This is a genomic window from Leptolyngbya sp. FACHB-60 (assembly GCF_014695775.1).
Classification (GTDB): Bacteria; Cyanobacteriota; Cyanobacteriia; order Phormidesmidales; family Phormidesmidaceae; genus Nodosilinea.
This window is the reverse complement of the sequence record NZ_JACJOX010000049.1, coordinates 29926-49500: the sequence shown is the minus strand read 5'-3', so window position 1 is coordinate 49500 and position 19575 is coordinate 29926. Positions and strand designations below refer to the sequence as shown.

Genomic DNA, 19575 nt, shown 5'->3' with positions numbered 1-19575 from the left:
TTGTTGTTCATCTGAGTTCAGCACCATGCGTCACCAGTGTCGCGTTCATCAACTTGGGAAACCCGCAGACCAGCGTAAAGCTCTGTTGCGTTCCCTGACTACAGAGCTAATTCGCCACGGTCGAATTACCACGACTAAAGCTCGGGCTAGAGCCGTGCGTGAAGAAGCCGACCGTATGATTACCCTAGCCAAAAATGGGTCTCTACCGGCCCGTCGGCAGGCCATGGGTTACATCTACGACAAACAGCTAGTACATGCTCTATTTAGCCAAGCAAGCGAGCGCTACGGCAGTCGCAATGGTGGCTACACCCGCATCGTCAAAACCGTTCGTCGCCGAGGTGATAACTCTGAGATGGCCATCATTGAGTTAACCTAATCTCTCTAGCTTAGCGTTCCTGTTTATTAGCCCTTAGCCCGCATTGATGGAGAAGTTATCACCTATACAGCGCAGTCTGGAAAGCCAGCCCGCAGAGTTTGCTCAGTCAACTCAGCGGGTGGCTTTGGTAGTGCAGTACGTGGGCACACAACTCCACGGTTGGCAATGGCAGCCCAATGCCCGGACGGTACAGGGCGAAATTGAAGCAGCCGTGCGTTCAGTTTTGGGCTATGAGGTGCGTCTTAACGGTGCAGGACGAACTGATACGGGTGTGCATGCAGCGGCTCAAGTGTCTCATTTCGATGCGCCTAACTTTATCCCAGCGCACCGTTGGGCCGACGTGCTGAATGCTCGACTGCCGGAGGATATTTTGATTCGCGCTTCGGCGGCAGTGACTAATACCTGGCATGCCCAGTTTTCAGCCTGCTGGCGGCGTTACCGCTATACCCTCTACACAGGGCAACGGCCCAATCTGTTTGTGCGTCCTTTTGTGTGGCACTACTACCGTCAGTATTTAGACCAGGGAAAGATTCAGGTGGCCCTTGACGCCATGGTGGGTCATCATGATATGACGGCCTTTCACCGGGCGCGATCGGGCAAAAGCCATTCTTGGGTAGACCTACAGGTGGCTGAGTGTCGCCGCCAAGATACCTTTCTTACCGTTGAGCTTCAGGCCAAGGGTTTTTTGTATGGCATGGTGCGCCTGATTATGGGGCTGGTGGTCAAGGTAGGCAGCGGCGAAATGACTCCGACGCAGTTTGGTGAGTTGTGGCAGCAACGTCAGCGCCAACAGGTCAAATATGCGGCCCCCGCTCAAGGGTTGTGTCTGCTTCGGGTTGGCTACGACGACCATCCTTTTGCTCAAGAGGTTTGGTTTGATACTCAGCCCCATTTTTTCTGGGGTTCGGCGGTGGCCTAAGGTTTGTCCAGTTTGTTTTATTTAGTGTGGTTTATTCAAGAAAGGCAGCTCAAGCGCTATGACTACTAAGACCTACATTCCCCCCACCGATTCTATTCAGAGGCAGTGGCACGTAATCGACGCTGAAGGTCAGCGCCTGGGACGGCTGGCAACCGAAATTGCCACTATTTTGCGCGGCAAAAACAAGCCAACCTTTACCCCCCACATGGACACTGGCGACTTTGTTGTCGTGGTGAACGCTGAAAAAGTGGTGGTTACGGGTCGTAAGTCCAGCATGAAGCTCTATCGACGCCACTCGGGCCGTCCTGGGGGCATGAAGGTCGAGACCTTCGACAAGCTCCAGGCTCGTATTCCTTCGCGGATTATTGAGCAGGCCGTGAAGGGTATGTTGCCGAAGAATTCTTTGGGTCGCAGGCAGTTCACCAAGCTTAAGGTGTATGCCGGGCCAGAGCATCCTCATCAGGCTCAGAATCCTGTAATCCACACCGTAAACACTATTCCTGGAGAAGCTAAATAATGCAGGCTACCGATCAATCTGAGCGGGCTGTGTACTGGGGTACCGGTCGCCGCAAGACCTCCATCGCGCGGGTACGTCTAGTGCCTGGAAGTGGCCAGCTGGTAATCAATAAGCGCCCTGGTGACGATTACCTACAGTTCAACCCAGCCTATCTCAATGCCACTAAGGCTCCCCTCGAGGTGCTGGGTTTGGAAAACGCCTACGATATTTTAGTCAACGTCAAGGGTGGTGGCCTGACGGGTCAAGCTGATGCAATTCGGCTTGGTGTGGCTCGGGCACTGTGTGAGCTTGACCCCGAAAACCGCAAGCCCCTTAAGGTGGAAGGGTATTTAACCCGCGATCCCCGTGCTAAGGAGCGCCGCAAGTACGGTCTGAAGAAGGCCCGTAAGGCACCTCAGTTCTCCAAGCGCTAGATTGGATCTAGTGATTTGAACCCGGTTTGGCAAAGCTCAACTTTTGGGTTTTTGCCACTACCGTTAAATCGCTACTTCTACTCTGCTAAGTCTGTCTTATCCTATTGACGTTGTTTCAAACCCTGTCATGGCAAAGTCTGATATTCATCCCACTTGGTACCCCGAGGCCAAGGTCTTCTGCGACGGTAAAGAGATTATGACCGTGGGCTCTACTAAGCCTGAACTGCATGTAGACGTATGGTCTGGGAATCACCCTTTCTACACCGGCACCCAGAAAATTATTGACACGGAAGGCCGCGTTGAGCGCTTTCTGCGCAAGTATGGTATGGCTGATACATCGGCTACTACCACCGACGACAACGCTGCTGACAAGGCCTAGTTTGCTCTGCTGTGGTAGGGCAAGACATTCTGGCTAAACAGCGGACACGAGGGCATCATGGCTGAGGCGTACTTAATTGAAAAACTCAACTCTGTAGAACAAACGTTCCAAGAGCTGACGCGGAGAATGGCTGACCCTGATGTAGCCAAGGATCCGGATGAGTTTCAGCGTATTGCCAAGTCCAGATCTTCACTGGAGGACACGGTCACAACCTACGCTGAGTGGAAATCCACCGGCGAGGAACTGGCTGATGCGCGCGAAATCTACAAGGAAGCTAACAGCGATCCTGAGATGAAAGCGATGGCCGGTCTAGAAGTTGAGGCTCTAGATGCAAAGCTAGCGGAGCTAGAAGCTCGCCTTAAGGTGCTACTACTGCCGCGCGATCCTAATGATGACAAGAACATCATGCTGGAGATTCGTGCGGGTACTGGCGGTGATGAGGCGAGCATCTGGGCTGGAGATCTGGTGCGCCTCTATTCTCGCTATGCCGAAACGCAGGGCTGGCGCGTGAAGTTGCTCAGCGAGTCAGCCGCCGATATGGGCGGTTTTAAGGAAGCAATTTTAGAAATTGCGGGCGATCGCGTCTACAGCCAGCTCAAGTTTGAGGCGGGGGTGCATCGCGTTCAGCGGGTGCCGGTCACAGAGGCCGGGGGGCGGGTGCATACGTCTACAGCCACTGTGGCAATTATGCCTGAGGTGGACGAAGTGGAAGTGCAGATCGATCCCAAGGATATTGAGCTCACCACGGCGAGATCGGGTGGGGCTGGTGGTCAGAACGTCAACAAAGTAGAAACGGCGGTCGATCTGATCCACAAGCCTACGGGCATTCGGGTGTTTTGCACTGAGGAGCGTTCGCAGCTCAAAAACCGCGAACGGGCCATGCAGATTTTGCGGGCTAAACTCTTTGATATAAAGATGCGAGAGCAGCAAGAGGCCGTATCTTCGATGCGAAAGTCGCAGGTGGGCAGCGGGGCGCGATCGGAAAAAATTCGCACTTACAACTACAAAGACAACCGGGTGACCGACCATCGCCTCAACCAAAACTTTACCCTCACCCCGGTTTTAGAGGGGGATATTGAAGACCTGGTTCAGTCATGCGTCAGCCAAGACCAGCAGGAACGTTTGGAAGAGTTGGCGGCTGAGTCATCCCCGGTCTAGGAATCTGGGAGGTCACAGACAGTCAGGCTGCCGGTCAGAAAATTCTGATCAAAACCAAACTTCCAAAATTCAAAATCGGGACTAGGCTGAGAAAGTAACGCTGCGGACAGCCTGATGGCCAAGTTTCTTCATATTGCTGACATTCACCTGGGGTTTGACCGCTACGACACTCCTGAGCGTACCAAGGACTTTTTTCGCGCCCTGCAAACCGTGTTGGAACGATACGCGGTGGAGGAGGGAGTAGATTTTGTGGCGATCGCGGGAGATCTCTTTGAGCACCGCAACATTAAACCCGCCACCCTGAACCAGGCCCAGGTTTGTCTTCAAACGCTGAAGGATGCCAACATTCCAGTGGTGGCCATTGAGGGCAACCACGACAACCGCCCCTATGGCACTCGCACTAGCTGGCTCAAGTATCTCTCTGAGTGGAACCTGCTCAAGCTGCTGGAGCCTAACGACGGAGCTAATGTCGAAGAGTGGCTCACCCCGTGGAATGACGGTACCCGCTCCGGTGGCTATATTGATTTACCCTGCGGTGTGCGGGTGATTGGCTCTAACTGGTATGGGGCCACTGCTCCCCGCGCCATTGAGCTGTTAGCTGACGCTATTAAAGATTTACCCGTTGGTCCTGACCACACGGTTTTGATGTTTCACCATGGCCTAGAGGGGCAGATCTCTCGCTATGCTGGAGCGCTGCGCTACAGCGAGCTGCTGCCGCTTAAAGAGGCTGGGGTAGATTATTTGGCCTTGGGGCACATCCACAAAAATTACACCGCCGAAGGATGGGTGTTCAATCCTGGCTCCTTAGAAGCCAATAATATCGAGGAAAGCCGTTATCCCCGAGGTGCTTACTTAGTAGAACTGTTGCCCAATGGCATCGACGCGCAGCTTAAAACAGATTACTTTCAGCGCCCCATTGAACGGGTAGAGCTAGTAGCCAAGGGCCAAGAAAGCCTAGACGAACTGAACCAGATGGCCCTGGATTGCGCGATCGCCGCTGCTGCTAAACATCAGAGCAGCATCGCCCCCATTCTGGAGTTAAAAATTACTGGCCAGGTGAGTTTTGATCGGCTTGAACTTGACACGCGCCGCTTACAGGAAGCTATTAAAGCCGCCAGTAATGCGTTGGTGGTGCTAGTTAAGTATGACGTGGAGGATGTGGCCTATCAAACTCCTCTCAACGACGGTCAAAATCGAGTTGAAATTGAGCAATCCATTTTTGAGGATATGCTCACCGCTCATCGCGACTATAAGAGCAGAGCCCCCGAACTGGCCCAAGGACTTACCGACCTCAAAGATCGCCAGCTTTCTGGAGCAGACGAAATTGCGCTCTATGGACTTGTCGAAACGTTGTTGGGTTTAGACCGCCCGATAGAATCCTCCGAAGAACCGCTAGAAACCACTCAAGACGCCTGAGGGAATCTGCAAACTAACAGTCAGCTGCCCGTTGCTAGGGTTTATCTAGCCAACTGTTAACAAACGGTCATTTGCAGGAGGAAGAAACAGAATGGGAATAGTTGGTTATCCTTGAACTTCTCCTTTGCTTTTCTACCCTTAACTAGCGGCGTATGGCGCAGCCCATAGACCCAAAATCTCCAGATTCTAAGCCTGGCAATCGTTCTGGTGCCTCAGCCCAGCAGGTGTACCAGCAAGCGGTGTCTGCCTTCAAAGCTCAAAGCTATGACCAAGCTCTGGCGCTTTTTCAGCGGCTGGGGCAATTGCCGCCGGGTTCTCCCTACTATCTCAAAGCTGTAATGGGTCAGGTAAGGGTACACCAGCGACTGAAGCAGGTTGACCAAGCCCGATTGGGTTGCCAAGTTCTGAGCGCCAGTTCTTCATCCGAGGCTCAGCAGTGGGCTCAACAGGTTTTGAGCCAGTTGCCCGACAGTGGCAAGGTTGAGGCCCCTTCAGTACCTCAACAAACCGCCCCTTCTAAAGCCAATTTAAGCGGCTTTGTGCCGTTAGAAGCCACTGCGAGTCAGACCCCACCGCCGTCCCCACGAAAATCTGCATTCCCCAAAACAACCGCTCCCCGCCCTGAGCAAGAAAAACTTGATCAGCCAAGGCCGGAAAACCTTAATTTAAGTGCCGCTGAAGCGAGGGAACCAGAGTCAACCTACCAATCCCTCTTTCACTTTCAGCAGCTTAACCAGCACCCGGGCATAGATCAGGACGACAGCGATCGCCCTCCAGATGCATCCGTCGATACAACGATTCCGGCTTCTACATCTAGTGCCGAGCCAGTCTTGCGTGCAAAGCCTACCCCAGGCCAACAGCGGCGTCCCCAGGCTCTGCCAAAGTACCCGCTGGGGCTGTGGTTACAGCAAGGGCTGACGGCGATCGCCCTGCTCTGGGTAACAAATTGGGCCATCCATTTTGTCCTTAGAACAGTGGATAGATTGCTGCGATGGGTGCGGTGGCCGGTACAGCTCAGCCTGCCGGGGGCGCATCAGACCTACACCGTTTGGGTGGTGGGTGGGCTGGTGCTGCTAGCTCTGGCCAGCCCGTGGATTATGAATTTTGCCCTAGCTTTTTGGCATGGCCAAAAGACTCTATCAACGCGCCAGCTTCAGGGGTACAGCCCAGGAGCCCTGCGCCTGTTGCGCCAGGTGTGCCGCCAGCGCGGTTGGCCACTACCTGAGCTACGGGTTATTCCCGATCAAGCCCCCCTGTGCTTTAGCTACGGCTGGTTGGCACGCAATACTCACATCGTTGTCAGCCAAGGAATTTTAGACCAGGGGTCTGATGAAGCCATAACGGCGCTGTACGGGTATGAGCTAGCTCGGATGGTGAACGGTAGCGGCTCGGTTCTCTCAGTGGTAGGGCTGCTGCTGCTGCTGCTACATACCGCCTATCATCGCCTAGCTCAGCTTGGTGATAGGTTAACCCAGCACCTCCTACGCAATATCTTAGGAGTAATTTCCAGCATTTTTTACGGCCTGTTTTGGCTGCTGCGGCAGCTGGTGCTATGGCTGTCGCGGTTGTGCTGTAGCTGGGGCGATCGCCGCGCCATTGCCCTTACGCAACACCCCGACCACCTAGCGGATGGGCTGCTGCAGTTGACTGAGGCGATCGCAACCGACCTTGAGCGGTGGGGCACTCTCCACCCCCTGCTCACCAGCCTAGAAGTTTTAATGCCCGTCAGCAGTCGTCAGGCGATTACCCCAGGCAGCCTGCTGGCAAAGGTAGGGCGCGATGGTCAAGACCTGAGCACAGAGGACAACTCCCAGGGCGATCGCTTCGAGAATCGCGCCACCACCATCGCTACCCTAGTGGCGATAGACAGCCTCAATCCCTACCGTCAGTGGCTGCGCGTCAGTGCCTCCCACCTACCTTTGGGTGAAAGACTACTCGATCTCAGCCAGCAAGCAACCCGTCGTCAGCAGTCCACCGCTGTCGCCTTGCCGCTGGCGTCTCCAACCCCAAACAGCTTTTCACCCCCACTGCTGCTGCTGCAAAAAGGTCCACTAGCGGGCCTGCTGATAGGGGGCGGAATCGCTATGGGGCTGTGGTTCTTAGGCGGCATTGTCAATCGGCTGGGTTGGCAACGATTAAGCTGGCTCTACCAAGACCCCAGCGTACTCGTGGGAGGGCTATGGTTGGGCCTGGGCCTCGGCCTACTGCTGCGCATCAATGCGCTATTTCCCGATCTGGGTAGCCCCCCTCCGGACAGACAAACCAGCACCGCCGCCCCAGACACTATTGCTGAGCTGCTCCACGGTAGCTCAGTCCTACCGGTGCAGGGAAAGCCTGTAACGCTCCGGGGCCAGCTGCGAGGTTCCGCAGGGGTAGAAAACTGGGGCTGCCAAAATTTGTACCTCGACGATGGCTCAGGGCTTGTCAAACTCGTTAACCCCGTTCCTTTGGGTAGTCTCCAGGGATTATTTCAGCCTCGCTGCCACCCCTGGCAATGGATTGGGAAGGCGGTCACGGTTAGTGGCTGGAGCCGCTATGGCGGCGGCTTATTGTGGGTCGACATTCATCAAGTGCAGCTCGACCCCCGTCACCGCTTTCAAGCCTATGGCCCGATTTGGGCTACGCTCCTGAGCGTAGCTATCAGCCTGATTGGAATTTTGACGATTTTTCGAGGGGGCTAGCCGAAACAACGTGAAGTTGTGTTGCGGAAATGGTGCATTCAATGTTAAGTTAGTTTACAGAAACACATACCTAGGTTCCTGGGTTGCCCATTAAGGGTTGGCTTTGGGGTTATAGGGTAATGGGTTCTCCTACTCTCAACACAGCAAATGAACCAGCCCTCGCCGGCTGGTTTTTATTTAGGGGTTAATTTTGGTTCACGGTTGCGCCCGTCGCAGGTCAGCTAACGTGTTACCGTAATAGAGAATTTAGAGGGATGGAGCGCTGGCATCTCATTACCCAAGGTATTTAGCTGATGGCCTACATAGGTTAGGTCTTTCCTTGGGCAGATGATTAAGGTAGGCAGCTTCTGAGAAACTTAGGGAGTTTGATGAGTCGTTTCTTTCCAGGGCGACGGTTAACATTATCCGCCTGAGGTTTAGGATTTTAGAATCATTCCTAGCAGTAGATTAGAACCTAGGGGCGATCGCACTGAGGAATAATTCATAAAGTTGATACAGGATTTAGATTTGACGTTTTAACGCGGCTTTATTGAGCTTTTTGGAGCAGAATCTGCAATCCTGATAGAAATCGCCTGCGTGAATAGGGTTGTCAAAGGTGGTGGTTGACTTGCTATTCACACTTCACGTCGCAAGTCATCGCTTTCGATTTTGGCCCTTTGTTTTAGAACACCAGAGGTATCTCAAATGTCAATTCGCCTTTACGTTGGTAACCTTTCCAAAGATCTAGAGCGGCAGGAATTTGAAAATGTCTTTGCTGGCTTTACGGATGACCTAGTTTCTGTCAAGTTGATCGCCGACAAAAAAACCGGAAAATGCCGCGGCTTTGGATTCGTAACCGTGAAAACCGACGAAAAGGCCGACGAGATTGTAGAGCAACTGAATGGCCAGATGCTAGCAGAGCTGCCAATTAAAATTGAAAAGGCGCTACCTCGCACCAAGCCAGAGGGTGAAGGGGAGCCTCGTCCCAGTGGCGAACCCAGCGGCAAGCGGCCGGCCAAGGGAAGTACTCGCAAGGCGGCTACTCCAGCGGCAGCGGTGAGCAGCAGTGCCTCAGTTCAGCCAGATCCTCGCTGGGCTGGCGAACTAGAGAAGCTCAAGCAGATGCTAGCGACTCAAACAACCTCTGGCTAAACGTTTTAGGGAGTCATCCCCAAATGTTATGCCCAGGCCGTAGAGACGACGCTCTCTACGGCCTTTTTAATGGGCGGTGGCCCATGCTCACGATTAGCATTGATTGATTTGAGTTTCAGCGACCTGTTTCAGGCGGCGCAGTTGGGCAGCCATGTCTCGCTGAGTCAAGCTGGCGGCAAACCAATTAAACCCAGCCTGTACGACGGGGTTAGAAATCTCAAACTCAAACCGATTTAGCAGCCGGGTTCCTGCTGGTTCGGGAGTACATTCCCAGCGATCACGACCGTTAAAAAAGCCTTCGAATGCCCACACGATTAGCCCTGGCTGACGCTCAACTACCGTACTAATCAGTGCGGGCTGCCATAGCGGCACCTGAATCACAAAGCGGCTTTTGGCACCCAAATCGGTGCTCCAGTCACCGATGGGGTCGCAGCGCAGGGCCGGGTTGAGCCAGCGGTGCATCAAGTCTCGGCGGGTCAAGCACTGCTCTACCAGGCTAGCGCTAGCGCTGATGGAAATGCTGTGTTCAAAGACATGGCGAGTAGACATCTTGACGGAGTCCTGAGAGAATCAGCCCGAGTGTAGGTACCAAAATCCTCAAAAACTTGTATTTTTGGGGAGTTTCTATCGTACCTGCCCTGGGCGGTCTCGTTTCTAAGCTGAAGCGCTGGTTCATGGGATGACATGATCGGCTGATCAGTTTATCTGCCTGTAGTGAATGGCCGACAGTCGAGATCGCGCAACGGCCCCCTGCACGGTGCTCTTTCAGGATGCTCCCAACTACAAGGATCATGATTGATTTTTTATCTCTAACACTGCTCCAGGTGACCGAGCCTGGAGCCCAACCTGCTAACCCTGGACCACTGCCTAACCCTGTGGAGTCTCCCAGCCGCTTTGTGCAAGAGGCTTCTGCGCAACTGGGACGATTTTTACCCAGCTTAATTGGGGCGATCGCGTTGCTGCTGCTGGGCTGGCTTGTGGCCACGGTAGCAGCCCTAGTGGTGCGCAATTTACTGAAGCGCACCGACCTGGATAACCGCATCGCCAACTCGGCGCTGGGTCGCCCGTCCGATCAGCCCATACCCGTTGAGAAATGGGTATCGACCGTGGTGTACTGGGTCATTTTTCTGTTCGCCATTATAGCGTCGCTCAATGTCCTCAACCTGGCTGGGGTATCGGCTCCGCTCAATAACTTTCTTGACCAGATCTTTCTCTACCTGCCCCGCATCATTGGCGCGCTGCTGCTGCTGCTGGCGGCCTGGGCGCTGGCGACTCTGGTGCGAACGTTCGTTGTCAACGGTCTGGGTCGCTTTAACCTCGACGATCGCCTGGCCCAGCAGACCGGCGGCAGTTCCCCGATCGTGCTGAACGAAACCATCGGCAACGTGCTGTACTGGTTTATTCTGTTGCTGTCTATTCCGCTGATTTTGAGTTCTCTGCAGCTGCCCGGGCTGCTGGCCCCAGTGGAAGGGTTAATTAATTCTTTCCTCCAGGCCATTCCTCGCATTGTCACCGCCGGAATTATCCTAGCCATTGGCTGGGTGATTGCGCGGATTGTGCGCGGCGTAGTGACCAATCTGCTGATTGCCACCGGAGCCGACCAGCTCGGTCGCCGTCTGGGGCTGCAAAGCGGCACGTCGGGCGTTTCTCTCTCCAGTCTGGCTGGCACCTTAGCCTACGTGCTGGTGCTCATCCCCGCTGTGGTAGCCGCCCTCACCGAACTCGATATCGAGGCCATTTCGGCTCCCGCCATTGGGATGCTAGAGCAAGTCTTGACCGCAATTCCCCAAGTGATTATGGCTGGGGTTGTGATCGCCGCGGCCTACTTTGTAGGGCGCTTTGTGGCCGACCTGGTTACGAGCTTGCTACGGGGAGCTGGCTTTGACAACATCTTGGGCGTCTTGGGGCTACCAGACTTAAACCTAGCCACAGGGGCCACGGTACAGCCTGGGCTTGATGCCGAAGGCCGTCCCATGACTACGGTGCAGACCCCAAGCCGCACGCCCTCAGAGATCGTTGGCATTATCACCCTGGTAGCGATCGTGCTATTTGGGGCCGTGACCGCCACCGAAATTCTCAATTTCGCTGGTCTAACCGACATTGTGCGGGCGATTTTGCGCATTGGGGCACAGGTGCTCAGTGGCGTAGTGGTATTCGCGGTAGGCCTCTACCTGGCCAATCTGGCCTTTCGCCTGGTCAACGCCATGGGCACCGGACAGGCAAGGGTATTGGCCCAAGCGGCTCGCATCGCCATCTTGATCTTTGTCGGAGCCATGGCCCTACAGCAAATGGGAGTGGCCCCCGACATTGTCAACCTGGCCTTTGGGCTGTTGCTGGGGGCGATCGCCGTGGCAATCGCGATCGCCTTTGGTCTGGGTGGGCGCGACGTTGCCTCCGACCAACTGCGGGAGTGGCTGTCTGCCTTTAAGCAACGACAATAATCGTCCTAGCGACTATCAATACCACCTAGTTACCGGCCGGAGGGTTGACCCCTCCGGCCGGTTGCCGCGTTAGTATGATTAACTCGGTCTTAACAAACCGGCTTGGGGGTTGTAACCCAGAGCCAGAGGCGTCTATGGACAGTCCAGACCAGGCTCAATTCATGGGGCCAGAGGCCAGATGGCCTGGAACAGGAAAACCCTGAATTGGATAATCGAAAGTCATTCTCAGGGGAGTCTTAAAACAATGGCCACGGTAGAGCGTCGCAGTGAAAAATCAGCGGTCAATCTCAGCGACCCTCAGTATTACATCAGCCGCGAGCTAAGCTGGATAGAATTTAACCGTCGGGTGCTCCACGAGGCTCTAGACGAGCGCACGCCGCTGCTAGAAGCGCTGAAATTTCTGGCGATTTTTAGCACCAACCTAGACGAATATTTCATGGTGCGGGTAGCGGCGCTCAAGCAGCGGATCGAGGCCCAAGTTACCCGGCGATCGCCCGATGGGCGATCGCCCCAGGAACACCTCGACGATGTCAGCGCCGCCCTACGACCTATTGTCGAGCAGCAGCACCAAGCCTTCAGCACCAACCTCAGGCAGCAGATGACCGACCAGGGCATCTGGCTGCTCGACTATGACGACCTGACCGCGGCTCAGCAGACCTACTGCCGCGACTACTTTGAAGAGCAAGTGTTCCCAGTTTTAACCCCCCTGGCTGTCGATCCGGGCCATCCATTCCCTTACATTTCGAACCTCAGCTTAAACCTAGCGGTCGTGGTGCAAGACCCTCATACCCAGCAGCCCCACTTTGCCCGAGTGAAAGTGCCTCGGGTGCTCCCCCGGTTCATTCCCTTAGCAGAACCGCAGGGGGAAGCACTGGATAGCAAAACCTATTGCTGGCTAGGGGTACCCCTTGAACAGGTGATTGCCGCTAATCTGTCCGCGCTTTTCCCCGGCATGGTGGTGCAAGAACACTATTGCTTTCGCATTACCCGCGACGCCGATCTGGCCGTTGAAGAAGACGAAGCCGACGACCTGATGCTAGCGATCGAGCAAGAGCTGCGCAAGCGTCGCCGGGGCGGGTCAGCAGTACGCCTGGAGATTGAGCGGGCTACCCCAGGCCCGGTGCGAGCCATGCTGATAGAAGAACTGGGCCTGGCCGAAACCGATGTGTACAACATTGACGGGTTGCTGGGACTAGGAGACCTAATGACCTTCATGGCCCTCCCCCTGCCTAGCCTTAAAGCCCCCAGCTGGTCGGCCACCGTGCCTCCTGCCCTAGAACGCCTCAGCCCGCCAGGGGTAGAAGACGACGACACGACCCTGGAGACGGCCGAAGATCTGTTCTCGCTGTTGCGGCGACAGGAGCAGCTTTTGCACCATCCCTATCACTCGTTCTCAGCGACGGTACAGCGATTTATCACGCAGGCCGCCCACGACCCCCAGGTGCTGGCCATCAAGATGACGCTGTACCGAACCTCCGGCGATTCTCCCATTGTCAGTTCCCTGATCTCTGCTGCAGAAAACGGCAAACAGGTGACAGTTTTGGTCGAGATCAAGGCCCGCTTTGACGAAGAAAACAACATCAACTGGGCCCGCAAGCTTGAACAGTCAGGAGTGCACGTCGTCTATGGCCTGGTGGGGCTTAAAACCCATTGCAAGGTCACGCTGGTGGTGCGCCGTGAAGGACAGTACATTCGTCGGTACTATCACGTTGGCACAGGCAACTACAATCCTAAAACTGCCAGAGTCTACACTGACCTCGGTTTGCTCAGCGCCCGAGAAGATGTGGGGGCCGACATCTCTGATTTGTTTAACTATTTAACTGGCTATTCCCGCCAGCAGGTCTACCGCCAGCTGCTCGTCGCCCCCATAGCTCTGCGCCAGCGATTGGTCAGCCTGGTCGAGAATGAAATAGCTTGCCAGAAAAAGGGAAAAGGGGGCCGCATCATCGTCAAGATGAATTCTCTGGTGGACCCAGATTTAATTGCGCTACTCTATCGGGCTTCCCAAGCAGGCGTCTCAATCGATTTAATTGTGCGGGGCATCTGCTGCCTGCGGCCAGGGGTGCCAGGGGTAAGCGACAAGATTCGCGTCATTAGCATTGTGGGGCAGTTCCTAGAGCACTCTCGCATTTTGTATTTCCAGCAGGGGGGAAAGGAAGTTATGCTCCTAGGCAGCGCTGACTGGATGCCGCGCAACCTCGATCGCCGAGTGGAGGTGATGGTGCCCGTTATCGACCCGGCCCTGCAAGCAGAGCTTAAGGCCGTGCTTAACCTGTGCCTAGAAGACAACCGGCGGGCCTGGGATCTGGCGACCGACGGCAGTTACCGTCAGCGTCGCCCTGGAGAAAACGAGAAGATTTGTAGTGTCCAAGAGCAGTTAATGTCCAACGCTGGCAAACCCTAGTGGGATGAACGGCTCCAGCGAAATACCAGCACTCCCAACCCTGACAGCAGCGTTAGCCCCAGCAGCCCGGCGAGGGGGTTGCCGTCTAGGCCAGTCACCCAAGCGGGAACGACGCCAGTGGGCTGAAGCAAGTTGCCCACCTCTAGCAAGTAATAGCCCCACACCAGCCCAGCGTGGAGGCCGACAGGGTAGCCCAGCCCGGTTTTGTTGAGCCCTACTGGTATACGGCGGGCCCAACCTAGCACGAGACCCAACAGCAATAGACCCGCAAACTGAGGCAGCAGGGCCAGAATCGCATCGAGGGGCTTGATAAAGTGGGCGATCGCAAAAATTAGACTAGTTGCCCCTAAAGCTGCCCCCGACGACCAACCCTGCTCCAGCTCCCGCAGCAGCCAGCCCCGAAATAGCACCTCTTCCGACCAACCGACAGCGGTAGCCGCCAGCGCCCCAATCAGAGCTGTTTGCAACAGACTGACGCCCCGCGCACCATTCGGGTCCAGCACGGCCCAGCCTAAAGCCAGCTGCACTACCGCCAGTAGTGCCAGGCTCAGTGCTCCGATCAGAGCACCTGTGGCCATGCCCTGACCTAATTCTCGGCGGCCCGCAAATCCGATTCTGGCCCAAGGCTGCATTTCAGCCCGCACCTCCCGTTCCCAGCGGGGCAGCACCAGCAAAAAGACAACGTACAGCAGTGCCGTTGGCAACAAATCGCCCCCCGGCAGCAAACCGCGCCCCGCTAAGCCATACAACGGTAGAGCAAAGGGCAACCAGAGCACCACCACAACTAGCAAAAAGACCACCACCCGTACCAACGGTGGAGAGTTAGCCAGCTTAGCCCAGGGAAGCTTAACCCCAGACAATTTATTCATCTGGCTCAATGGTGCTAGTCAAGCCCAGATTGCACAGTCCTTCGCTGTAAAACTCAGCATGCTCAAGGGCACAGGTAATCACTAGGGCTACCCCAGCGGTATGGGCCTGCATCATAATGTCAACCGCCTGAGGCATTGTCAGGCTGGGCACCACCTTGAGCAGTGATTCCACCACGTGCTCCATTGAGTTGAAGGCATCGTTGTGGAGCAACACCCGGTAGCGGGGCGCAGGCTTGCGCACCGTAGATGTCGTAATCCGCTCGATGGTTTCAACTGACACAGCAATACCTCCTGGCGAAGCTCCAAGGCAGAGATTCTTTAGAAACCCCTAGGCCCAGATCAATGTCCCCATCATAAAACTTCACGATGGTTTTAGCATGACACTCGGGATAGGCTTGGAAAAATCTCACTCCTGTCTGACCCAACCAATGCACGACCTTGAAGGCTTGATACAGCCGTTGTCTGACCATTTAGGCCAGTGATAGAGGCTGTCGTTAGCTTGCTCATCCAGCCTGTCTGTAATTCTAGCCATGACAGGTAAAGGCTAGGTTAGGACAGCCTTCACTATCAAGATTCAAGCCTATCAGGCATTTTTTTGATTTTCGCTCTTCTAATTTTTGGTCTTTGCTGTTTCAGACGGATGCGGTAGCTACCATAGGAAATATCTGACAGACTCGCTGTCCTATTCGTTTCCCTATTGAATTGTCCATGACCTCTCTGGTTACAGGTCAAATCGTATTCTTAGAGTGCCGCCAAGTCCGGCTTTATGCCGAAATCATTCAGGTATTAGCACCTCGCCCCACGGGATGGCTCAGACCTCTAGCGCTGGTCAGCGAAACCGAGATGATCGCCCTAGGGCCAGATTTCGATGCTACAGGTCTGACGGCTCCCAAACCAGCAGTACCCGATATGTTATGGCCCCTAGAGCAGCTGCAACCGGCCTTAGATACCGAAGTCATACCGCTGCTGGCCAGCCTATCAGCTAAGTCTGCTGCCTCAGCCTCCGCACTCCCCCCAGATTCTGACCATAGACATTTAACGGTCAACGAGTTTGTGCAGTGGCTATGGGCCGATCGCCAAACCTCAGAGCCAAGCAGCCCTTGGACTAGGTAATAATCCGGACGGTTTCTGTAAAGCTTTCATAAAGATGCCAAAGCCCCCTCCGGGAAAATCCTGAGGTGGCCTGACAATGCGGGCAGTTGGGTGATGGTGGAGGTCTTAGCTGTGGTTAATCGACCAAGTTTAGCTAGCCATATACTGGCTGCGGCTGCGCCTCACCGCATGCTCCGGCTCCCGGAACCAGTCGAATGCGACCTTCGTCCATTTCGTACATGAGCAGCTCCAAGGCCTCGGAGTCGCCAATGGGCAAATACCCTAGGCGAGACAGTTCAGCGTTAATGCCCTGCTCGATATCAGGAGTCAGCAGCCCGCTATGGAGTGCTTTTTCTACCAGTCGACGAATGGAAAAGGTGGGGGCCATGAACCATTACCTAAGCGTGATTGCGTTACTGCCTATTGTCGAGCTTAGCCGCGCTGTAGCCAGTGATGGCACCCCAAAGAAGTTGTGCGTTCTACCACGGTAATTCGTGATTCAAATCACAAAATGATCCAACCGTTGGAGATATGTTCGGTAAATTCACGGAGGCGCTTCGTCAATGAGGTCTGAATCTATATCAAGTTATGACCAAGTATGCCCCTAGACGTAGTCAAGTCGGTGTAATTACGACTATCGTCGTGATGTAGTCAAACTGGCTTTAATAGTTTTTAACATTATCCATAATCTTGGAGTGTATCGAGTATGCAGACTATGACTAAGGAAATGGCTATTTTTCAAGCCCAGGGCTCTCTCAATGCGTCTAACGCCCACGATTTTCAATCGTCTTTAATGCAGAAAATTCAGTCTGATCGGGCCGATGGCCTATTCGTAGACATGAGCCAGGTCGAGTCGCTCGACAGCGCCGGGCTGATCTCCTTGGTGTCGGCGCTGAAGCACGCTCGTCAGCTCCAAAAGCGCCTCTGCCTCTGCTCTGTGCCGCCGGCTATTCGCATCGTGTTTGAGCTTACCCAGCTCGATCGCGCCTTTGAAATGGTGGACGAGCTGCCCGTCGCCGTTTAGTTCTAGGCTCGGCCAAGCCCACCACCACCTCGCTATAGTATGGTGGTCATGCTCGCGAGCGTTTGGGGCAGCTAGGTTGTGTCTGTATCAGTTAATACATTGGTGAATGCCGGGATTTCCCGGCCGGGTCGCTATCTGGGTAACGAGCTGGGTGCGGCTCACAAGCCTTGGGATGGGGCCAGCGTGCGTTGGGTGCTAACTTACCCTGAGGTCTATGAGGTTGGGGCCTCCAACCTAGGCCACATCATTCTCTACAGCATTTTGAATGCTCAGCCTCGGCAGCTGTGCGATCGCGCCTACCTACCAGCCTCTGATCTAGCCGCCAAGCTCAAAGCAACCCGGACACCTCTATTTGCGGTCGAGTCGCAGCGATCGCTGACCGACTTTGACATTCTGGGTTTTAGCCTCAGCTATGAGCTAGGGGCCACTAATATTCTCGAAATGCTGTCGCTGTCAGGCATTCCGCTCACCTGGCAGGAGCGCGACCAAGCCAGAGCCTTTGCCCCTGAGGCAGGATCCTGGCCATTAATTTTTGCCGGTGGCCAAACCGCCACCTCTAACCCCGAACCCTACGCCGACTTTTTTGACTTTGTGGCCCTGGGCGACGGCGAAGAGCTGCTGCCCGAAATTGCCCTGGTGATGGAAGAGGGCAAGGCCGCTGGCCTCAGCCGAGAGTCCCTGCTGCTCGATCTGGCCCAGGTGCCAGGGGTCTACGTGCCCCAGTTTTACGATATGGCCGCCGATGGCTCGGTGCATCCCAATCGGCCCGACGTACCCACACGGGTACTGCGCCGGGTAGCCACCCCCATTCCTGCCTATGCCATGGGCCTGGTGCCCTACGTTGAAACGGTCCACGATCGCCTAACGGTGGAAATTCGGCGGGGTTGCACTCGGGGCTGCCGCTTCTGCCAACCGGGCATGCTGACGCGCCCAGCCCGAGATGTGGAGCCCGAAGCCGTAGTCGATGCCATTGAGACTGGCATGCGCAAGACCGGCTATGACGAGTTTTCGCTGTTGTCGCTGAGCTGCTCTGACTATCTGGCCCTGCCAGCAGTGGGGGTGGAGGTCAAAAATCGCCTCAAAGACGAAAATATTTCGCTGTCGCTGCCCAGCCAGCGGGTCGACCGCTTTGATGAAAACATTGCCAACATCATTGGCGGCACCCGTCTTACCGGGTTGACCTTTGCCCCTGAGGCGGGCACACAGCGCATGCGCGACATTGTCAATAAGGGGTTGACTAACGAAGAGCTGCTGCGCGGCATCAAAACCGCCCACGAGCAGGGCTGGGGTCGGGTCAAACTCTACTTTATGATCGGCCTGCCGGGCGAAACCGATGCCGACGTGCTGGGCATTGCCGAAACCGTGCGCTGGCTGCGCCAGTCCTGTACCCAGTCGGGACGGCGACCCCTAGCCTTCAACATCACCATTTCTAATTTCACCCCAAAACCTCACACCCCCTTCCAGTGGCACTCGGTGTCGACGGAGGAATTTCGTCGCAAGCAGCGGCTGCTGCGGGAAGAATTTCGGGCGTTGCGCTGGGCCAAGGTTAACTTTACCGACGTGCGCATCTCGGCGATGGAAGACTTTGTCGGTCGGGGCGATCGCCGCCTAGCCGCCGTGGTGCGCCGCGCCTGGGAACTGGGGGCCGGCATGGACAGCTGGTGGGAAAGCGTGGAGAATGCCTTTAAAGCCTGGACCCAGGCGATCGACGAAGCCGATTTGACCTGGAAGTACCGGAAGGTCGATCAGGGCGAATGGAACGTGATGGATACCGAGGGCAATCGCCCCAGCCTTGATGCCCCACTGCCCTGGGATCACCTCGATACCGGCATCGACAAAACCTGGCTCAAAGACGACCTGCTCCGTGCCCTAGACGAGGCCACAGTCCCCGACTGCTCCTTTGAGGGCTGTAGCCACTGCGGCGTCTGCGGCCCCGACTTTGGCCACAACGTGGTGGTGCCGCCACCCCCCATTCCTGCCTTTCTTGGCCACAGCCAGCCCAGCTCTGAGCGGGTGCAGCGACTGCGGGTAACTTTGGGCAAGCTGGGGTCGATGGCTCTGCTGGGCCACCTAGACATGGTGCGCCTGTTCGATCGCGCCCTGCGGCGGGCCGAGTTACCCATCGCCTTTACCGGCGGTTTTCATCCGGGGCCGCGCCTGTCGCCCGCCAACGCGTTACCGCTGGGGGCCACTAGCAGCGGCGAAGTAGTGGATTTTGAACTGACGCGGGCGATCGCCCCCGCCGACTTTCTGCAACGGCTCGCGGCCCAGCTGCCGCCCGAAATTCCGCTATACGACATTGTCGAGGTGCCCCTAGACGAGCCCTCTGCGACTAAGCTCCTCGACCAGGCCGAATACTACCTGCACGTAAGTTTAGAAGACGTCGGCGCAGCATCGCCAGCCTGGGAGGCTTGGATTGAGAGCGTCTTGGCCCTCGATGAAGTGCCTTGGGAAAAGAAAACTAAGTCTGGAAAGATGCAACTCATCAACCTGCGAGAGCGCCTGCATGAGCTAGCGGTGGTTAGCCCAGACCAACCCTTACCCGTGGGTCTGGAGTATCCTAAAGATAGCCATGGAGTCTGGCTCAGAGCGGTGGGCCACTGTCGCAACGACGGGAACCTGTTGCGCCCAGAGCACGTCGTCTCCATGGTAGAGAAGGTAGCTGATCAGCCGCTAGCCCTACAGCACGTGCATCGCAGCCGACTCATTTTTCTTTAGAAAAACCCCAAGGGGGCACAACCATGGACGGAGCACC

General features: G+C 55.6%; 18 protein-coding genes. 14 read left to right on the top strand and 4 right to left on the bottom strand.

All coding sequences use genetic code 11. The annotated features are described in order from the left end of the window. The first annotated feature begins 25 nt into the window (after positions 1-25). The 9 genes from rplQ to H6F57_RS17900 all read left to right on the top strand — a co-directional run bounded on the left by rplQ (position 26) and on the right by H6F57_RS17900 (position 8990). Positions 26-376: a 50S ribosomal protein L17 gene (gene rplQ, locus H6F57_RS17940; RefSeq protein WP_190626114.1), complete on the top strand. Its 351-nt coding sequence runs from the start codon at positions 26-28 to the stop codon at positions 374-376. Between the two features lie 46 nt (positions 377-422). After that, positions 423-1295, top strand: coding sequence for a tRNA pseudouridine(38-40) synthase TruA (gene truA / locus H6F57_RS17935; protein ID WP_190626113.1), 873 nt, complete (start codon positions 423-425; stop codon positions 1293-1295). Positions 1296-1353: 58 nt separating this feature from the next. Beyond that, positions 1354-1812: a 50S ribosomal protein L13 gene (gene rplM, locus H6F57_RS17930; protein WP_190626112.1), complete on the top strand. Its 459-nt coding sequence runs from the start codon at positions 1354-1356 to the stop codon at positions 1810-1812. Further along, the gene (gene rpsI / locus H6F57_RS17925; RefSeq protein ID WP_190626111.1) at positions 1812-2225 is read left to right on the top strand and encodes a 30S ribosomal protein S9; all 414 of its coding nucleotides are present in this window, start codon (positions 1812-1814) and stop codon (positions 2223-2225) included. Before rplM ends, rpsI begins: the two co-directional genes overlap by 1 nt. Positions 2226-2352: 127 nt before the next feature. Further along, on the top strand, positions 2353-2604 hold the full coding sequence (gene rpmE / locus H6F57_RS17920; protein ID WP_190626110.1) for a 50S ribosomal protein L31: 252 nt from the start codon (positions 2353-2355) through the stop codon (positions 2602-2604). A 57-nt stretch (positions 2605-2661) separates the two neighbouring features. After that, entirely contained in the window at positions 2662-3762 is a 1101-nt protein-coding gene (prfA, locus tag H6F57_RS17915) for a peptide chain release factor 1 (RefSeq protein WP_190626109.1), read from the top strand. Between the two features lie 114 nt (positions 3763-3876). After that, positions 3877-5178, top strand: coding sequence for a DNA repair exonuclease (locus H6F57_RS17910; protein ID WP_190626108.1), 1302 nt, complete (start codon positions 3877-3879; stop codon positions 5176-5178). 152 nt (positions 5179-5330) lie between these two features. Further along, positions 5331-7859 carry a M48 family metalloprotease gene (locus H6F57_RS17905; protein WP_190626107.1) on the top strand — a complete coding sequence of 843 codons (2529 nt, stop codon included), beginning with the start codon at positions 5331-5333 and terminating at the stop codon, positions 7857-7859. A 684-nt stretch (positions 7860-8543) separates the two neighbouring features. After that, the gene (locus tag H6F57_RS17900) at positions 8544-8990 is read left to right on the top strand and encodes an RNA-binding protein (protein WP_190626106.1); all 447 of its coding nucleotides are present in this window, start codon (positions 8544-8546) and stop codon (positions 8988-8990) included. Between the two features lie 93 nt (positions 8991-9083). Here H6F57_RS17900 and H6F57_RS17895 read toward each other — a convergent pair whose 3' ends face one another. Continuing rightward, the gene (locus tag H6F57_RS17895) at positions 9084-9539 is read right to left on the bottom strand and encodes an SRPBCC family protein (RefSeq protein WP_190626105.1); all 456 of its coding nucleotides are present in this window, start codon (positions 9537-9539) and stop codon (positions 9084-9086) included. Between the two features lie 242 nt (positions 9540-9781). Between H6F57_RS17895 and H6F57_RS17890 the strand changes: the two genes are divergently transcribed. Together H6F57_RS17890 and ppk1 are read left to right on the top strand one after the other, a co-directional pair. Beyond that, a complete protein-coding gene (locus tag H6F57_RS17890) occupies positions 9782-11431 on the top strand; it encodes a mechanosensitive ion channel (protein WP_190626104.1) in 1650 nt (549 codons plus the stop codon). Positions 11432-11675: 244 nt separating this feature from the next. Continuing rightward, complete coding sequence (gene ppk1 / locus H6F57_RS17885; RefSeq protein ID WP_190626103.1) at positions 11676-13835, top strand: polyphosphate kinase 1; 2160 nt, start codon at positions 11676-11678, stop codon at positions 13833-13835. Here ppk1 and H6F57_RS17880 read toward each other — a convergent pair. Both H6F57_RS17880 and clpS read right to left on the bottom strand, forming a co-directional pair. Then, positions 13832-14704, bottom strand: a complete 873-nt coding sequence (locus H6F57_RS17880) for a CPBP family intramembrane glutamic endopeptidase (RefSeq protein ID WP_190626102.1) — start codon at positions 14702-14704, stop codon at positions 13832-13834. The two genes, ppk1 and H6F57_RS17880, sit on opposite strands and share 4 nt — an antisense overlap. Next, positions 14697-14984: an ATP-dependent Clp protease adapter ClpS gene (gene clpS / locus H6F57_RS17875; RefSeq protein WP_190626101.1), complete on the bottom strand. Its 288-nt coding sequence runs from the start codon at positions 14982-14984 to the stop codon at positions 14697-14699. Before clpS ends, H6F57_RS17880 begins: the two co-directional genes overlap by 8 nt. 428 nt (positions 14985-15412) lie before the next feature. Between clpS and H6F57_RS17870 the strand changes: the two genes are divergently transcribed. Further along, positions 15413-15817 carry a hypothetical protein gene (locus H6F57_RS17870; RefSeq protein WP_190626100.1) on the top strand — a complete coding sequence of 135 codons (405 nt, stop codon included), beginning with the start codon at positions 15413-15415 and terminating at the stop codon, positions 15815-15817. 133 nt (positions 15818-15950) lie between these two features. Here the strand turns inward: H6F57_RS17870 and H6F57_RS17865 are convergent, their stop codons facing one another. Then, complete coding sequence (locus H6F57_RS17865) at positions 15951-16184, bottom strand: hypothetical protein (protein WP_190626099.1); 234 nt, start codon at positions 16182-16184, stop codon at positions 15951-15953. A 318-nt stretch (positions 16185-16502) separates the two neighbouring features. Here H6F57_RS17865 and H6F57_RS17860 point away from each other — a divergent pair, with 318 nt between their 5' ends. After that, positions 16503-16820 carry an STAS domain-containing protein gene (locus H6F57_RS17860; RefSeq protein ID WP_190626098.1) on the top strand — a complete coding sequence of 106 codons (318 nt, stop codon included), beginning with the start codon at positions 16503-16505 and terminating at the stop codon, positions 16818-16820. 78 nt (positions 16821-16898) lie between these two features. Then, on the top strand, positions 16899-19538 hold the full coding sequence (locus H6F57_RS17855) for a TIGR03960 family B12-binding radical SAM protein (protein WP_190626097.1): 2640 nt from the start codon (positions 16899-16901) through the stop codon (positions 19536-19538). Positions 19539-19575: the final 37 nt, after the last annotated feature.

Coding starts and splice junctions, on each gene's coding strand:
- ppk1 (WP_190626103.1), top strand. CDS start 11,676: ATGGCCACGGTAGAGCGTCGCAGTGAAAAATCAGCGGTCAATCTCAGC.
- H6F57_RS17870 (WP_190626100.1), top strand. CDS start 15,413: ATGACCTCTCTGGTTACAGGTCAAATCGTATTCTTAGAGTGCCGCCAA.
- rpsI (WP_190626111.1), top strand. CDS start 1,812: ATGCAGGCTACCGATCAATCTGAGCGGGCTGTGTACTGGGGTACCGGT.
- rplQ (WP_190626114.1), top strand. CDS start 26: ATGCGTCACCAGTGTCGCGTTCATCAACTTGGGAAACCCGCAGACCAG.
- H6F57_RS17860 (WP_190626098.1), top strand. CDS start 16,503: ATGCAGACTATGACTAAGGAAATGGCTATTTTTCAAGCCCAGGGCTCT.
- H6F57_RS17890 (WP_190626104.1), top strand. CDS start 9,782: ATGATTGATTTTTTATCTCTAACACTGCTCCAGGTGACCGAGCCTGGA.
- H6F57_RS17895 (WP_190626105.1), bottom strand. CDS start 9,539: ATGTCTACTCGCCATGTCTTTGAACACAGCATTTCCATCAGCGCTAGC.
- H6F57_RS17900 (WP_190626106.1), top strand. CDS start 8,544: ATGTCAATTCGCCTTTACGTTGGTAACCTTTCCAAAGATCTAGAGCGG.
- rplM (WP_190626112.1), top strand. CDS start 1,354: ATGACTACTAAGACCTACATTCCCCCCACCGATTCTATTCAGAGGCAG.
- prfA (WP_190626109.1), top strand. CDS start 2,662: ATGGCTGAGGCGTACTTAATTGAAAAACTCAACTCTGTAGAACAAACG.
- H6F57_RS17880 (WP_190626102.1), bottom strand. CDS start 14,704: ATGAATAAATTGTCTGGGGTTAAGCTTCCCTGGGCTAAGCTGGCTAAC.
- H6F57_RS17865 (WP_190626099.1), bottom strand. CDS start 16,184: ATGGCCCCCACCTTTTCCATTCGTCGACTGGTAGAAAAAGCACTCCAT.
- H6F57_RS17910 (WP_190626108.1), top strand. CDS start 3,877: ATGGCCAAGTTTCTTCATATTGCTGACATTCACCTGGGGTTTGACCGC.
- H6F57_RS17905 (WP_190626107.1), top strand. CDS start 5,331: ATGGCGCAGCCCATAGACCCAAAATCTCCAGATTCTAAGCCTGGCAAT.
- truA (WP_190626113.1), top strand. CDS start 423: ATGGAGAAGTTATCACCTATACAGCGCAGTCTGGAAAGCCAGCCCGCA.
- rpmE (WP_190626110.1), top strand. CDS start 2,353: ATGGCAAAGTCTGATATTCATCCCACTTGGTACCCCGAGGCCAAGGTC.